Source organism: Parviterribacter multiflagellatus (genome assembly GCF_056863265.1).
On record NZ_JBXPIZ010000012.1, the window covers coordinates 1 to 13,536 of the forward strand.

Here is a 13,536-nt window from a genome sequence, read left to right on the forward strand (position 1 = left end):
GCTGAATCAGACTGAGCGCCGCGTTAGCGTGCAGCCGCATCCGGTGCCTCCTTCGGAGAGCTGGGCGTGGTTGGCACCACCCAGCCTCCGAAGAGGCCCGGACGAAACAACGTCCTCAGGACTTACATCTAGCGCGTGACGCGGCACGCGAAGGGTGCGCCCGATCCGAATAGCCGGGAGCGCTCCGGTGCGGACGGCCTCGTACGCGGAACCTCGCGAGATGCGAAGCACCTTCCCCGCTTCCTCAACCGTCAGGACGAGAGGGAGATCGGATGTGCGGCTCGCTGCCGCGGGGTCGTGCTTAGACGTAGGGACCTCTGGTCGTGACAACGCGGGTTGCGTCGCCGGTGGCCGTAATGGTACAGATTTCTATGGTCTGAGTCAAATCTGTTACAGTCCGCGGCCATGAGCGACGCTGTCAACCGCGCGGAATCCGCAGGCGAAATCGCACAACGTCAGATAGCGGAAGCCAGGTCGCGACGCGGGATGAGTCAGCGCCAGCTCGCCGCCGCACTCGGAGCGCTCGGCTTCGAGATCTCCCACCCGTCGATCGCGCGCACCGAGAACGGCAAGCGCAGCGTGACTTTGGACGAAGCCCTTGCGTTTGCCGCCGCGCTCGACACCTCCCCGGTGCACCTGTTCCTACCGCTCACGGAGCCGGTCGACGTTGCGGTCACTCCCGATCTCGTCGTCAACCGCCACGTAGCGCGTGACTGGATCATCGGCCGTCAGCCGCTCCCCGGCCAGCAGCGCCGCATCTTCTACGGCGACCGCTCAGAGGAAGAGCTCGCCGCGATGCGGCTGCCTGAGCTCCCACTCATCACGCGCGCCGTCGCGGAGCTCGTTCGGGCCACCAACGCAGAAGACGACGAGAGAGTGGCCGAAGTCGTGAGCGACCTCACCGAGCAGCTTCAGCGCATCCATAAAGGACGGAAGGAGAGCGGCGCATGAGGGGACACGTCCGCAAGCGCGGTTCGAAGTGGGCCGTCGTGATCGAACTCGGCCGCGACCCAGTGACCGGGAAGCGCCGGCAGAAGTGGCACAGCGGCTACGCAACGAAACGAGAGGCCGAGAGCGCGGTTGCCGGACTCATCAGCGGCGTCAACGACGGTACCTACGTCGAGCCTTCGCGCCTCACCGTGGCTGAGTGGTGCGAGCAGTGGCTTGCGATGCAGCGCTCGCGCCTGCGTCCCAGTACCTTGGACTCCTACCGGCTGAACCTCTGCGGCCGTGTCGTGCCCACGCTCGGCAGCCTGCCCCTCCAACGCCTCACACCGGCCCACCTGGACGCGCTCTACGCATCCCTCCTATCCAGTGGCCGCAGGCCGCAGGAGAGCACGGAAGACGCCTCAGAAGGACTCTCTGCGCGCACCGTGCGGTACGTCCACACCGTCGTCAACCGGGCGCTGTCCGACGCCGTGCGCAAGGGCCTGATCCCGCGCAATCCTGCAACCGCTGCCGACCCTCCCTCGGCCTCGGCAGCGAAGGCGCCGGCCATGAAGACGTGGACCGGTGAGGAGCTGCGCGCGTTCCTCTCCCATGTGGCCGAAGACCGACTGTTCGCCGCGTGGCTGGTCCTCGCGTCAACGGGGATGCGCCGCGGTGAGGTGCTTGGCCTCCGGTGGCAAGACGTCGACCTCGACGCTGGACGGCTCAGCGTCGTGCAGACAATCATCCACGGCGACGGCCGCCCGCTGGTCTCCCAGCCCAAGAACGGGCGCCCCAGGATGGTCGCGCTCGACAACAGGACCGTGGAGGCGCTTCGCGCGCACCGCAAGAGCCAGGTCGAGGAGCAGCTCTCGCTAGGCCCCGCCTACGCCGACAACGGGCTCGTCTTCTGTCGCGAGGACGGGGCTCCGATCTGGCCGCGGACGTTCTCGCGCTGGTTCGGCCGTCACGCCAAGGAGGCGGGCCTTCCGACGATCCGCCTACACGACGTCAGGCACTCGTGGGCGACGCTGGCACTCCAGGCCGGCGTCCATCCGAAGGTCGCGCAGGAACGGCTCGGCCACTCATCCATCGCAATCACCCTCGACGTCTACTCGCACGTCATCGAATCGATGCACGAGGACGCCGCGGGCAAGGTTGCAGCCCTCTTCGCGTAGCCGCGCGTTTGCAGTCCGTTTGCAGTCCGCCGATTCAGGCGGCTCTGCGGGCTAGCCCTTTGTGCCGATTTGCAGGGCCTAGTAGCCCAGCGCGAACTTCGCGTCCTCGGACATCTTGTCCGGGGACCACGGCGGGGTGAAGACCATCGAGGAGGTGACCTCCCCGACGCCGTCCAGCTCGCCCACGAACTCCTCGATCTGCTCCGACACCTGCGGGCCGATCGGGCACGCGGGCGTGGTGAGCGTGAAGGTGACATGGACGTCGCCGCCGTTGATCTCGATCCCGTAGATGAGCCCGAGCTCGACGAAGTCCAGCCCCAGCTCGGGATCGATCACGTTCGTCAGCGCGGCCTCGACATCGTCGACGGTTGCCATAGGAGGAAGGATAGGACGCGCCAAAGCAGAACACGGGTTCCAAACGTCGCGAGGCTTGTGTAGGTTTCCGCGCATCGTCTCCTTCGATGAGCACCGGTTCCTGCTGCGGGTCTGGGGCGACGAGGATCGAGCGACGCAGTCCCTGCGCCGCCACCCTCTGTCGCGCGCGATCTGCACCGTCTGCGTCGACGACGTCACCGTCGACCTGACCGACCTGACGTTCTGCGACTCGTCGCTGATGCTCGACCTCGCGATGCTCGCGCGGCGGCTGCGCAAGGCGGGCCGGCAGCTCGTGCTCCAGGGCGCCCAGCCGAACGTGCAGCGGCTCATCGAGGTCGTCGGGCTCGATCGCCTGCCCGGCGTGCTGGTCGCCGCGCCCGCCACGACCTGAGCGCGCTCGCGTACGCTGGACGGAGCGATGCTCCTCGTCCTCCTGCTCCTCTTCATCGCCGTCCCGATCATCGAGCTGGCGGTGATCCTCCAGGTCGGCGACTGGATCGGCTTCTGGCCCACGCTCGGGCTCCTGATCGCCGACTCGATCCTCGGCTCGTTCCTCCTGCGCACCCAGAGCCGCGCGGTGTGGCGCCGCTTCAACGAGACGCTCGCCGCGGGCCGCCCGCCCGCGCGCGAGGTGCTCGACGGGGTGCTGGTGATCGCCGGCGGCGTCGCGCTCCTGACGCCCGGGTTCGTCACGGACCTCTTCGGCATCGTCTTCCTGCTGCCGCCCACCCGGGCGGTCGTGCGCGCGCTGCTCGTGCGGCGGTTCGCGCGCCGGATGATGGTGTCCGTCGCCGGCTCGATGCCCGGCGGCGGCGGCGGCGCGAGCGCGCGGCGCTCCCCCACCGGCCAGGAGTACGACGTCGACGGGACCGCGCACGAGGTCCGGCGCGGGCCGGATCGCCTCCAACCGTGATGACGACCATCGACGCAGCACACGAGGCGCCGCAGGCCCGCGGCGCAGGCGCGTCCGACGCCTACACCTACGCGTTCGCCGATACGCGCGCGGAGCTGTACGGGCTCGCGCGCGCGGGGATCGTCCCCGGCGCCGAGACGACCTACAGCGGCATGGGACTGCTGTTCGCGGGGGCCGAGCCGGTCGCGGTCGAGGCCGAGGGCGGGGTCGCCGCGGGCGCCGCGCCGGCGGGCGTGACGACCGAGACGCTGGAGCCGCTGAAGCGCTGGCGCGTGACGTTCGGCGACACGTTCGACCTCGAGGTGGAGGCGCTCACGCCGCCCGCCGCCGTCGGCCCGAAGGACCCGGTCGCGAAGGCCGGCGGGATGGAGGGCTACGAGCAGCTCTGCCGCTTCCGCGGGACCGCGAACGGCGTCAAGGTGGACGCGCTCGGGCAGCGTGGCCACTCGTGGGGCGCGCCGGACTGGAAGAAGATCGCGCTGACGCGGACGATCTCCGCGTGGCTCGACACCGAGACCGCCGTGTCGATCACCTGCGTGCGGCCGTCGTCGGCCAAGCACCACGCGGACGAGGCCATCGCCGCGACGCTCGTGCACGGCGGGCAGCCGCTGCCGGTCGCCGAGCCGCTCGTCAGCACGACGTTCGACGCCGAGGGACGCCAGCGCCACGCGGGCCTGGAGCTGTGGCTCGACGGCGAGGAGCACGACGGCTACCCGCACCGCGCGGCCGGTCAGGCGGTGTGCGGGACCACGCTCGACCTCGGCCGGCTGCGCCTCGACGCCGCGTTCTTCCTCTGGCACATGGAGGGCCGCACGGGCGTCGGCCGCTACGACGTGCTGCGCCGCGCGGAGGGCGGGACGTGAGCGAGGTCAAGGCGGTCATCAGCGACTTCGGGGGCGTCCTGACGACGCCGCTGTTCGAGGCGTTCGCGCGGGTGCAGGAGCACGACGGCATCACGCTCGAGCACTTCGGGATGGCGATGTTCAAGGCGACCGAGGCCCGCGGCGAGAACCCGCTCTTCCCGTTCGAGCGCGGGGAGATGACCGAGAAGGAGTTCCTCGGGATCGTCGGCGCGCAGCTCGCCGAGGTCGTCGGCCGGCCAGTCGAGATGGAGGGCTTCGGCGAGCGCTACTTCGGCCACCTGCGCACGAACGACCGGATGCTCGACTACCTGCGCGGGCTGCGCGACGAGCGCGGCATCCGCCTCGCGCTGCTCACGAACAACGTGCGCGAGTGGGAGGCCCGCTGGCGGGCGATGATCCCCGGCATCGACGAGCTGTTCGAGCTGATCGTCGACTCGGCCTTCGTCGGCATGCGCAAGCCCGACCCGCGCATCTACGAGCTGACGCTCGAGCGCCTCGCCCTCCCCGCCGACGCGACGGTCTTCATCGACGACGTCGACGCGAACGTCACGGCCGCGAAGGACCTCGGCATCCGCGCGGTGCAGTTCACCGACACCGACGCGACGATCGCGGCCGTCGAAGCCGCCCTCGCGCGCGCGTGATCCCGGGGCGCGACGGCGACGCGCTGCGCGCGGCGCTGGAGCGCCATGGCGTCCCGAGCGCGACGGCGGCGCGGATCGTGGCGGAGGCGGCGGAGCCCGGCTGCCGCCTCGAGCCCGCGCCGCCCGACGCCGCGCCGCCGCCGCGCTCGCGCCTGGGCGGTCCGGCGCTGCTGCCGCGCGGCGAGGCATGGCCCCGGACGGACGAGGGCACGCCGCTCGCGTTCCTCGCCGCGCTCGACCTCGCCGAGCTGCCGCTCGCCGCCGCAGACCCGCGCTGGCCGGGCGCGGGCTGGCTGCTCTTCTACGGCGACCTGGAGGACACGAGCGGGACCTACGGGCCCGACGGGAACGTCCCGGGCGCCGCGCAGCGCGTGTTCGCGCTCGCCCCGGACGCCGCCGCGCCGGTCGACGCGGCGCCGCCGGACCACCTCGACGCGGAGCTGCGCGTCCCGCCCCAGCGCGTCGTCGGCGTCCTCGACCTCACGCTGCCCGAGGACTACGACGCTGCCGAGCGGCTCGGGCTGGACGAGGGCGACGCGGTCGCGTACGAGGCGGCGATCGACGAGCTGCACGGCGCGGACGGCGACGCGCTGGCGCTGTTCGAGCGGCGACAGCCCGAGCTGTCGCCGAACTGGGCCGGCGGACTGCGCGCGGGCGAGCAGGGCCATCCGCCCGAGGAGGGCACCGTGCTGCTGCTCCACGTCGAGGGGCACCCGGTGCACGACACGCTGCAGTTCCGCCTCCCGGCGGAGGACCTGCCCGCGCTCGACGTGCGGCGCGCGGCGGCGAGCCCCGAGTACGGCTAGTTGTCGGAGCCCAGCCGGTCCCAGAGGTAGAGCTCGAGGCACTCGCCCGCCAGCTCGAGCGAGCGCTCGCGGCTGAGGTGCGGGAGGACCATCTCGAGCGTCTGCTCCTCGGTGACGCCGGCGTCGAACGCCTCCTCGCCGCGGAAGCCCGCGGCGATCTTGAGCGCCTCGCGCCGGTTCTCGCCGAGCGTCGGGAAGACGTTGACGAGGAACTCGCGGTTCGGGATCGGCTGGCCGACCTCGAGCGACGCGTGCCACGCGGCGAGCATGTTCAGGTCGTGCTCGTCGAGGTCTGCGACGGCCTTGGCGTACTGGGTCTGCAGCTGCTCATCGGGGATCTCGTCGACCCACGCGCGCACGAGCTCGCCGAGCAGCTGCCGGCGCGCCTCGCGCCCGACGGACTCGGCGATGACACGGATGGCGTCCTGAGGTTCGATGAAGCAGAGGGGCACGTGAGTTCCCTGACGCTTGAAGGACTGGGACGACGCGCACCGTAGGGGGAGCGTCGGACGGCAAAGCGTCTGGACGGGCCGAACGGACCTCCTACGACGTCTCGACCCCGCATCCTGCGGGAAACGCGTTCACCCGGTCAGCGCCGCGACGAGCGACAGCGCGACCAGGAGCCGTCCGTCCGCGCGGCGCACGTCCTCGCGCGCGCGGGACAAGATGGCGGACGGCGACACAGCGGCGGGCGAGCCCGCGACGACCCGCCGGTGCCGAGCGCGACGATCGGCTGGGCCCGGCGGGTCGTCGTCGCGTCAGGCGGCCTCGCGGGCGGGGAGGTCGCCGAAGAAGCCGACGACGTGCGCGATGCGGCCGTCGTCGGCGACGAGGCCGACGTCGGTGCCCGCGACCGCGACGGCGCCGTCGGGGCCGACGAGCTCCCACCCGTAGCGGAAGTGGCCGTGGTGGGCGTCGACGTCGGTGGTGCGGCGGAACGTGTGGCCGGGGAACTGCGTGAGCAGCGCCGCGGCAGCCTCGCCGATGCCGGTGTGGCCCTCGCCGACGAGCGGCGGGTCGACCAGGCGCCCCTCCGGCGCCCACGCCTGCTCGATCAGCGCGGTGCGCTTGGCGGCGTCGGGCTCGGCGTAGGCGGTCAGGTGGGCGTCGATCGTGGCGGTGAGGTCCTGCGCGGTGGTCGTCATGGGCAGCACCTTCGCGGGCGGCGGGCGCCGCGACCACTACTCGTGAGGTAACGGCCGCGGCGCAGGACGGGTCAGCCGCCGAACTCGCTGGGGGCGAACTCGCGGCCGCCGGAGGAGGAGCGCGGCGCGGGCTGCTGCGTGCGCTGCGAGGGAGCGGACGCGGCCTGCGCGGCGGTCTCGAAGTCGGGCGCGGGCGGTGCGGTGGAAGGCGCCGCGCTCCCGCCGTCGTCGGCCCCCGCCCCCGCAGCCTCGGCCTCGCGCTCCTCGGCGCCCGCGTCGCCAGCGGCCGCCGTCTCGCCGCGCGGCGCGTCCGCCCGGTCGCCAGCGTCCTCGTCGTCGCCCGCGGCCGCGAACTCGCCGCTGCCACCATCGCCGCCGCCGAACTCGTCCTCCGCCCCACCCCCGAACTCCTCGCGTGCGGCGCTCCCGTCCGCGCGCTCCTCCCCCGCCGGGAACTCCGGGCCGACCGCAGCCGGCGCGATCGTCGGGGCGGCCGCCGGCGCGGACGCCGTCGTGGTCGGGACCTCGGGCGCCGCGGCCGGCGCCTCCGCCACGGCCTCCGCCGCCGCGGCGGGCGCGGCGGCGCGGTCGGCGACCGTCCGCTCCACCGCCACGCCCCCGCCTGCGACGGCCGCCGCCGACGCCGCGACCGCCGCCACCTTCCCCGCGCCCATCGCCTCGACCGCGTGGTGCGCACCGACGACGCGCTCCTGGAGCCCGACGGCCAGCTCGCCGAGCCGGTCGAGGAGCCCGCCGCCCGAGCCGGTCGGGACCGCGTCGCCCGCGACGAGGCCGGCCGGGAGCAGCGCCGCAACCGGTGCGGTCGCGCGCTCCATCCCGCCCAGCACCGCCCGGCACGCGGAGCAGTTGCGCAGGTGCGGGCGGACCTCCAGCAGCTGCTCGGCGGTCGCCTCGCCGTCGGCCATCGCGGAAAGGATCGGCGCCCAGCGCTCGCACTCGGCGCCGGAGCGGATGCCCTCGATCCGCGCGAGCAGCGCACGGCGGCCCTCGGTGACGCACCGGTTGACCTTCGTGTACGTCCACTCCTGCTTGGCGGCGATCTCGTCGTACGTCAGGCCCTGCGCGCGCAGCATCAGCGCGGTCTGCTCCTGCGGCTTGAGCCGCCGCAGCGCCTCGGCGGTGCGCGTCAGCTCGTCGAACCGCTCCGCCCGCTCCTCGATCGTGGGCAGGTGGCGCGCGTCGGCGATCGCGTCGAACGTCTCCTCGTCCGGCACGCCGACGTAACGCCGCCGCGCCTGGCGCACCGCCATCGCCTCGTGCTTGGCGACCGTGCGCAGCCACCGGTCCGCGGTACCCGGGTCGAGCCGGTGCGCGTGCTTGACGAAGATCTCGAGCGCGCGCTGGTAGGCGTCCTCCGCGTCGGCCTGGCAGGTCGAGTAGCGGCGCGCGATCCGCAGCACCGAGTCGGCGTGCCGCGCGATCGTGTCCACCACGAGCTGCTCCGGATCGGTCCGCCGCCAGCGCGGCAGCACGCGGCGCGGCGGCGGCGGGGCCACCGGGGCGGGCGCGGGCGGGGCGTCGAGAACGGCGTCTTCCATGGGTCGGGTGCTCCTGCTGTCCGTGCGGTTTGCGCACTGAGGAGACGCGGACTGCGCAGAGTTCGCCCCCTCGGTGCGCAGAACCCTCGCGGAGCGGACGGGACCGATCAACGCCCTGGACCACCGTCGGACCAGACACGCGCGTGGCTTCAGTTTCCGATAACCGCTCGCAGGCCCGGAAGCGCGAACGCCACCAGCTCGTCCGCGAGCTGCTCGGGCGTCAGCTCGGGACGGTCGGCGCCCCAGCGCGCGAGCGACTCGAACGCGCCGACGAGCGCGATCGCGGCAGCCTCGACGCGGAGCGGCGCCGGCGGCTCCCCTGCGCGCGAGGCGTGCTCGGTGAGGACGGCGGCGATCACCTCGACCTGCCGGGCCCGCACGCCCGCCAGCCCGGCGGCGATGCGGCCGCCCTGACCGGCGGTGAAGAGGACGCTGCCGGCCTGCGGGTGACCGCCGACCCAGCGGAAGAACGCGAGCGCCCCGGCACGCAGCTGGGCCTCCAACCCGTCGTCCGCGGCCCCCACGACCGCCGGCACGACGGCCTCGCGCAGCTCTTCCGCCGCGCTCTCGAAGCAGCGGCGGAAGAGCGTCGCCTTGTTCCCGACGAGGTCGTAGATGACGGGCTTGGAGACGCCGACGCGGCGGCACAGCTCGTCGACCGACGCACCCTCGTAGCCGTGCTCCTCGAAGAGCTCGGCCGCGACCGCGAGGATCTGACGGGCGCGCACCGCGCGCGGTACGCGCCCGTGGGGGTAGTTGGCGACCTCGTCGATCAGGCGGCGGAGGCTACTTGCAGGAGGACGTGGCGGTGGCCTCCTGCGTGCCGCCGCCACCCGCGATCGTGGTCACGGCCTTGAACGCGAGCTTGCCGGTCGGCCCGCAGTCGCCGAGCGTCAGCAGGCTCGTCTTCTTCTTGCCCTTGCCGGTGACCGCGGCGATGTCCGCCGAGATGTCGGTGATCGCCGCCGGCAGCGTCGGCAGCGGGCGCTGCAGGTTCATCGGGACCGGGATGCGGAGCTTGTAGCCGTACGGGCCCGTGTTGGCCTTCGTCAGCTTCGCGTTGATGTACGACTCGATCGCGATCGGGTCCGTCGCGCGGACGTCGAGAAGGATGTTCATCCCGCCCCCGTAGAAGAGGCGGAACTGGGGCGTCACGACGATGCCGTTGGCGACCGCGCGCACCTTGCCGGTGCCGATCTGCGAGCCCGCGGGGCAACCCTCGGGGCCGGACGCCTCGAGGATGCTGGGCGAGCAGCTCTTGAAGCCCTTCGGGGTGAACGTCAGCTGCTTCGGGAAGAAGAGCTCGAGCGTCTCGACCGTCGGCGGCTGCGAGCCGTCGTCCGTCCGCTGCCCGCCGCCGATCGAGAGCTTCGTGGCCTTGCCCGGCTTGGCCTTGACGACCTTGCCCTGGACGTGGATCTGGTTCGCGGCCTGGGCCGTGGCGGGCACCGCGGCGACGGCGGCGCAGGCAGCAGCGACCAGCGCAGGGGACAGCTTGACTCGCACTCTCTCTACCTCCGGTTGGGGTGGGTCCGACGCCGGGGACGTGGCGTCGTGAGGGCGCTGGAGAACGCCCTACCGGCGGTAACCTACCGGCGGTAGGTCGGCTGTCAAGTGGGCCAGCCAAGCACCGGGTACTGGTTCGTACCCAAACCGCAGACGCGGAGCGCGTCTCGTTCCCGCCGCCGTCGCCGCGCGCCCCGAAGGGCGCGCGCGTCGCGACGGGGTGCGCTACGAGCGGGCAGCGGCGTACCGCTCGGCGACCTTGTCCCAGTTGACCACGTTCCACCAGGCCTTCAGGTAGTCCGGGCGCTTGTTCTGGTACTTGAGGTAGTAGGCGTGCTCCCACACGTCGTTGCCGAGCAGCGGCGTGGCGCCGTCGAGCAGCGGGGAGTCCTGGTTCGGGGTCTTGGCCAGCTCGAGCTCGCCGTTCTTGACCACGAGCCACGTCCAGCCGGAGCCGAACTGCGCGACGCCGTTGGCCTCGAACTGCGACTTGAACTCGTCGAACGAGCCGAACTTCGCGGTGATCGCATCGGCCAGCTCGCCGGTCGGCTCGCCGCCGCCATCCGGGCTCATCGACTCCCAGAACAGCGTGTGGTTGGCGTGGCCGCCGCCGTTGTTGCGGAACGGGCCCTGCTTGTCGGCCGGCAGCGACGAGAGGTTCTGGAGGACCTCCTCCACCGGCTTGCCGTCGAACTCGGTGCCCTCCAGCGCGGCGTTCGCCTTGTCCACGTACGCCTGGTGATGCTTGTCGTGGTGCAGCTTCATCGTCGCCTCGTCGATGTGCGGCTCCAGCGCGTCGTACGCGTACGGAAGCGGCGGGACCTCGTAGGGCATTCGCATCTCCTGGTCGTTGAGTAGGGGCCCACACTATGCCACTTCAACCGTGGTTGAAGTCAACGCGATCACGTGCTGTTCTTCAGGCCATGTCGGAACCGCTCACGATCGGCGAGGTCGCGCAGCGCAGCGGCGTGGCGACCTCCGCCCTCCGCTTCTACGAGGAACGAGGCCTGATCGAGTCCGAGCGCACCGGCGCGGGCCACCGCCGCTACCCGCGCCCGATCCTGCGCCGCATCGCGTTCATCGTGTTCGCGCAGCGGATCGGGCTGTCGCTGGAGGAGATCCGGGCCGAGCTGGCCAAGCTCCCCGCGCACCGCGCGCCCATGCGCAAGGACTGGGAGAAGCTGTCGTCGACGTGGACGTCGCGGATCGACGAGCGCATCGCCGAGCTGGAGCGCCTGAAGGCGGGGTTGAGCGACTGCATCGGGTGCGGGTGCCTCTCGCTCGACCGCTGCAAGCTCGCCAACCCGGGCGACCGCGCGGGCGGGCGGGGCGCCGGCCCGCGGTACTGGATCGGGGACCCGAAGCCGGGAACGGCCTCGGGCGCGAGCGACGGGCCCGGATCGGTGGGCTGCGCGGGGTAGCCAGCCGCTAGGAGCCCCCGCCCGCCCACGCGGCGTACGTGGGCGTCGCCGGCGGGTCGGCGCGGAGGCGGTGGACGTGGTCGCGGACCGCGGCCGCCAGCTCGTGCGGGCTGTCGTGGTACGGGCCGAGCGCGGCGTCGACGAGGTGCGTGAGCGCCGCCAGGTCGAGGTGGCGCGGGGCGGTGCGGACGAGCGCCTCCACCCGGACGTCGTGCGCGAGCGAGACGTCGAGGTAGTCCGCCGCCCGCGCGCCCTCCAGGACGCCGACGTGGGCGGTGACGAGCCGGTCGGCGCCGAGGGCGCGCAGGCGCTCGATCGTCGCGCGGTAGGCGCGCGTGTCGTACACGCGCGGCGGGATCGGGCCGCCGCGGCCGAGCACGGCGTCCATGACGATCGCGGTGCGCGAGCGCGGGTCGTACAGGCCGAGGTGGCCGGGCGTGTGGCCCGGGAGGTGGAGCACCTCGACGCTCCAGCCCCCGCCGAGGTCGATCGTGTCGCCGTCCGCGAGCGTCTCGTGCACCGGCGCGTCGCCGCCGAGCTCGCGCGCGAGGAAGTCGCGCGTGGCGCCCGGGACGGTGAACCCGCAGTCCGCGTACCAGAGGTAGTTGCCCGCCAGGAGCGCGGCGGTCGACGACACCCACGCGCGGTCGAGCTCGTGGCACGCGATCCGCGCGTCCGGCCACAGCTCCAGCGCCGCGCGGTTGCCACCGCAGTGGTCGACGTCCGCGTGCGAGACGACGATCAGGTCGGGCGCGGGGATCGCGCCCGCCAGCACGTCCCGCGGCGTCTCCGCCACGCCGGTGTCGACGAGCACGCTCCGCGCGCTCCCGCGCAGCACGACCTGCGTCATCGCGCGCGCGACGAGCGCGGACGTGACCCCGAAGATCCCGGGTGCGATCTCCTCCATCGGCGCGGGAGCCTTGCAGACGCGGTTGCCGGAACCGCCGCACTCCGCTTGAGTACCGCCGATGCGCCAGCAGCTGACCTACGCCAACGTCATGGCGACCATCGCCGTCTTCGTCGCGCTCGGCGGCACGTCGTACGCGGCGGTGAAGCTGGCGAAGGACAGCGTGGGCGCGCGCGAGATCAAGGCCGGCGCGGTGCGGTCGGGGGAGATCAAGAACGGGTCGGTCACGCGCGCCGACCTCGCGCGCGGGGTGCTGCCGGCGGGGGCCGGGGCGCGCGGCGAGGCCGGTGCCTTGGGGCCGGCGGGGCCGCGCGGCGAGATCGGCGCGACCGGGCCGGCCGGTCCGCAGGGGCCGGCGGGCGCGTCGTCGCTCGACACGGTCCTGCCCCACGCCCGCGCCCGCCAGACGTCCGCGCAGTCGCTGACCTTCTATCCGACGAAGGTGCGCCTGGACGACGCCCCGCTCGCAGCCGACGTCACGTTCGACGACGCGACGGACCAGCTCGTCATCGGCCGGACCGGCGTCTACGTCGTCAGCGCCGAGCTGCTGTGGGAGCCGAACGGCACCGGGACGCGGTACCTGACGATCGACTCGGCGGCGCAGGGCGAGTTGGCGTCCGACTCCACGCCCGCCGACGACCTCTCGCAGACCGGCCAGAACGTGACGACGATCCGGCGGTTCGCGGCCGGCGAGCGGCTCTTCCTGCGTGCCGGCCCGAGCGCGGGCCCGGTGAAGACGGACCTCGGCGGGCGCGACGCGGCGGCGCAGCTGTCGGTCGCCTGGGTCAGTCCGTAGGCGGCGGCGCGTCGCCGTTCTCGTCGGCGACCGCGACCTCCCCCACGCCCCAGCCGTAGGCCATCTTGTGGATCTCGAGGACGAGGAAGGACTCGGTCGAGACGACGCCGTCGATGTGGTGCAGGCGCTTGTTGAGCAGCTCGGTGAAGTGCGCGGTGTCGCGGCAGATGACCTCGACGATGAGGTCGAACGAGCCGGCGATCGCGGCGACGTAGGACGTCTCGGGGAGCGCGGTGCACGCGGCGCAGACCTCCTCGACGGTGCCCGGGCGGACCTTGATGCCGATGAGCGCCATGCGGTCGAAGCCGATGCGCAGCGGGTCCGCGATGCCGACGACCTGCAGCATCCCGGACTCCTCCAGACGCTGCACGCGGTAGCGGACGACGCTCTCGCTCACCCCGATGTCCGACGCGATCCGCGAGTACGGGCGGCGCCCGTCGGCCTGGAGCGCGCCGATGATGCGGCGGTCGATGGCGTCGAGGTCCTTGCTCGGCATCGC

At 72.8% G+C, this 13,536-nt stretch carries 19 protein-coding genes; 9 read left to right on the forward strand and 10 right to left on the reverse strand.

The genetic code is table 11. The features are described from left to right. Window positions 1-6: 6 nt before the first annotated feature. Window positions 7-330 carry a helix-turn-helix domain-containing protein gene (locus AC1UE5_RS23615; protein ID WP_482928261.1) on the reverse strand — a complete coding sequence of 108 codons (324 nt, stop codon included), beginning with the start codon at window positions 328-330 and terminating at the stop codon, window positions 7-9. A gap of 75 nt (window positions 331-405) precedes the next feature. Between AC1UE5_RS23615 and AC1UE5_RS23620 the strand changes: the two genes are divergently transcribed. Both AC1UE5_RS23620 and AC1UE5_RS23625 read left to right on the forward strand, forming a co-directional pair. Beyond that, a complete protein-coding gene (locus tag AC1UE5_RS23620; protein ID WP_482928263.1) occupies window positions 406-951 on the forward strand; it encodes a helix-turn-helix domain-containing protein in 546 nt (181 codons plus the stop codon). Continuing rightward, window positions 948-2,105 carry a site-specific integrase gene (locus AC1UE5_RS23625; RefSeq protein ID WP_482928265.1) on the forward strand — a complete coding sequence of 386 codons (1,158 nt, stop codon included), beginning with the start codon at window positions 948-950 and terminating at the stop codon, window positions 2,103-2,105. Before AC1UE5_RS23620 ends, AC1UE5_RS23625 begins: the two co-directional genes overlap by 4 nt. 78 nt (window positions 2,106-2,183) lie before the next feature. On the opposite strand, the gene AC1UE5_RS23630 is transcribed toward AC1UE5_RS23625, so the two are convergent. Next, window positions 2,184-2,480 carry a metal-sulfur cluster assembly factor gene (locus tag AC1UE5_RS23630; protein ID WP_482928267.1) on the reverse strand — a complete coding sequence of 99 codons (297 nt, stop codon included), beginning with the start codon at window positions 2,478-2,480 and terminating at the stop codon, window positions 2,184-2,186. Between the two features lie 55 nt (window positions 2,481-2,535). Between AC1UE5_RS23630 and AC1UE5_RS23635 the strand changes: the two genes are divergently transcribed. From AC1UE5_RS23635 to AC1UE5_RS23655, 5 genes are read left to right on the forward strand one after another with little or no spacing between them, the layout of a single operon-like run. Continuing rightward, window positions 2,536-2,871, forward strand: a complete 336-nt coding sequence (locus tag AC1UE5_RS23635) for an STAS domain-containing protein (protein ID WP_482928269.1) — start codon at window positions 2,536-2,538, stop codon at window positions 2,869-2,871. Window positions 2,872-2,898: 27 nt separating this feature from the next. Then, window positions 2,899-3,393: an FxsA family protein gene (locus tag AC1UE5_RS23640; RefSeq protein ID WP_482928271.1), complete on the forward strand. Its 495-nt coding sequence runs from the start codon at window positions 2,899-2,901 to the stop codon at window positions 3,391-3,393. Continuing rightward, window positions 3,393-4,256 (forward strand): DUF7064 domain-containing protein, encoded by an 864-nt coding sequence (locus AC1UE5_RS23645; protein WP_482928273.1) that lies wholly within the window; start codon window positions 3,393-3,395, stop codon window positions 4,254-4,256. Before AC1UE5_RS23640 ends, AC1UE5_RS23645 begins: the two co-directional genes overlap by 1 nt. Beyond that, the gene (locus tag AC1UE5_RS23650) at window positions 4,253-4,897 is read left to right on the forward strand and encodes an HAD family hydrolase (protein ID WP_482928275.1); all 645 of its coding nucleotides are present in this window, start codon (window positions 4,253-4,255) and stop codon (window positions 4,895-4,897) included. The genes AC1UE5_RS23645 and AC1UE5_RS23650 overlap by 4 nt, the downstream gene beginning before the upstream one ends. Then, window positions 4,894-5,703: a DUF1963 domain-containing protein gene (locus AC1UE5_RS23655; protein WP_482928277.1), complete on the forward strand. Its 810-nt coding sequence runs from the start codon at window positions 4,894-4,896 to the stop codon at window positions 5,701-5,703. Before AC1UE5_RS23650 ends, AC1UE5_RS23655 begins: the two co-directional genes overlap by 4 nt. Here the strand turns inward: AC1UE5_RS23655 and AC1UE5_RS23660 are convergent. The 6 genes from AC1UE5_RS23660 to AC1UE5_RS23685 all read right to left on the reverse strand — a co-directional run bounded on the left by AC1UE5_RS23660 (window position 5,700) and on the right by AC1UE5_RS23685 (window position 10,747). Further along, the gene (locus tag AC1UE5_RS23660; protein ID WP_482928279.1) at window positions 5,700-6,155 is read right to left on the reverse strand and encodes a hypothetical protein; all 456 of its coding nucleotides are present in this window, start codon (window positions 6,153-6,155) and stop codon (window positions 5,700-5,702) included. The two genes, AC1UE5_RS23655 and AC1UE5_RS23660, sit on opposite strands and share 4 nt — an antisense overlap. Before the next feature lie 306 nt (window positions 6,156-6,461). Beyond that, window positions 6,462-6,848, reverse strand: coding sequence for a nuclear transport factor 2 family protein (locus tag AC1UE5_RS23665; protein WP_482928281.1), 387 nt, complete (start codon window positions 6,846-6,848; stop codon window positions 6,462-6,464). 71 nt (window positions 6,849-6,919) lie between these two features. Further along, on the reverse strand, window positions 6,920-8,407 hold the full coding sequence (locus tag AC1UE5_RS23670) for a sigma-70 family RNA polymerase sigma factor (RefSeq protein ID WP_482928283.1): 1,488 nt from the start codon (window positions 8,405-8,407) through the stop codon (window positions 6,920-6,922). Window positions 8,408-8,556: 149 nt separating this feature from the next. Then, window positions 8,557-9,135 (reverse strand): TetR/AcrR family transcriptional regulator, encoded by a 579-nt coding sequence (locus tag AC1UE5_RS23675; protein WP_482928285.1) that lies wholly within the window; start codon window positions 9,133-9,135, stop codon window positions 8,557-8,559. A 58-nt stretch (window positions 9,136-9,193) separates the two neighbouring features. Then, entirely contained in the window at window positions 9,194-9,913 is a 720-nt protein-coding gene (locus AC1UE5_RS23680) for a hypothetical protein (protein WP_482928287.1), read from the reverse strand. Between the two features lie 225 nt (window positions 9,914-10,138). Then, on the reverse strand, window positions 10,139-10,747 hold the full coding sequence (locus AC1UE5_RS23685) for a superoxide dismutase (protein ID WP_482928289.1): 609 nt from the start codon (window positions 10,745-10,747) through the stop codon (window positions 10,139-10,141). 89 nt (window positions 10,748-10,836) lie between these two features. Between AC1UE5_RS23685 and soxR the strand changes: the two genes are divergently transcribed. Beyond that, on the forward strand, window positions 10,837-11,334 hold the full coding sequence (gene soxR / locus AC1UE5_RS23690; protein WP_482928291.1) for a redox-sensitive transcriptional activator SoxR: 498 nt from the start codon (window positions 10,837-10,839) through the stop codon (window positions 11,332-11,334). 7 nt (window positions 11,335-11,341) lie between these two features. Here soxR and AC1UE5_RS23695 read toward each other — a convergent pair whose 3' ends face one another. After that, entirely contained in the window at window positions 11,342-12,241 is a 900-nt protein-coding gene (locus tag AC1UE5_RS23695) for an MBL fold metallo-hydrolase (protein WP_482928293.1), read from the reverse strand. A 61-nt stretch (window positions 12,242-12,302) separates the two neighbouring features. On the opposite strand from AC1UE5_RS23695, the gene AC1UE5_RS23700 reads away from it, so the two are divergent. Further along, the gene (locus tag AC1UE5_RS23700) at window positions 12,303-13,037 is read left to right on the forward strand and encodes a hypothetical protein (protein ID WP_482928295.1); all 735 of its coding nucleotides are present in this window, start codon (window positions 12,303-12,305) and stop codon (window positions 13,035-13,037) included. Here AC1UE5_RS23700 and AC1UE5_RS23705 read toward each other — a convergent pair. Beyond that, a complete protein-coding gene (locus AC1UE5_RS23705; protein WP_482928301.1) occupies window positions 13,027-13,533 on the reverse strand; it encodes an Lrp/AsnC family transcriptional regulator in 507 nt (168 codons plus the stop codon). The genes AC1UE5_RS23700 and AC1UE5_RS23705 overlap by 11 nt on opposite strands. Between the last annotated feature and the right edge of the window lie 3 nt (window positions 13,534-13,536).

Bases quoted from the DNA above. Each gene is read 5' to 3' on its own strand.
- AC1UE5_RS23630 (WP_482928267.1), bottom strand. From the start codon at position 2,480: ATGGCAACCGTCGACGATGTCGAGGCCGCGCTGACGAACGTGATCGAT.
- AC1UE5_RS23665 (WP_482928281.1), bottom strand. From the start codon at position 6,848: ATGACGACCACCGCGCAGGACCTCACCGCCACGATCGACGCCCACCTG.
- AC1UE5_RS23685 (WP_482928289.1), bottom strand. From the start codon at position 10,747: ATGCCCTACGAGGTCCCGCCGCTTCCGTACGCGTACGACGCGCTGGAG.
- AC1UE5_RS23670 (WP_482928283.1), bottom strand. From the start codon at position 8,407: ATGGAAGACGCCGTTCTCGACGCCCCGCCCGCGCCCGCCCCGGTGGCC.
- soxR (WP_482928291.1), top strand. From the start codon at position 10,837: ATGTCGGAACCGCTCACGATCGGCGAGGTCGCGCAGCGCAGCGGCGTG.
- AC1UE5_RS23640 (WP_482928271.1), top strand. From the start codon at position 2,899: ATGCTCCTCGTCCTCCTGCTCCTCTTCATCGCCGTCCCGATCATCGAG.
- AC1UE5_RS23700 (WP_482928295.1), top strand. From the start codon at position 12,303: ATGCGCCAGCAGCTGACCTACGCCAACGTCATGGCGACCATCGCCGTC.
- AC1UE5_RS23705 (WP_482928301.1), bottom strand. From the start codon at position 13,533: ATGCCGAGCAAGGACCTCGACGCCATCGACCGCCGCATCATCGGCGCG.
- AC1UE5_RS23695 (WP_482928293.1), bottom strand. From the start codon at position 12,241: ATGGAGGAGATCGCACCCGGGATCTTCGGGGTCACGTCCGCGCTCGTC.
- AC1UE5_RS23620 (WP_482928263.1), top strand. From the start codon at position 406: ATGAGCGACGCTGTCAACCGCGCGGAATCCGCAGGCGAAATCGCACAA.
- AC1UE5_RS23625 (WP_482928265.1), top strand. From the start codon at position 948: ATGAGGGGACACGTCCGCAAGCGCGGTTCGAAGTGGGCCGTCGTGATC.
- AC1UE5_RS23645 (WP_482928273.1), top strand. From the start codon at position 3,393: ATGACGACCATCGACGCAGCACACGAGGCGCCGCAGGCCCGCGGCGCA.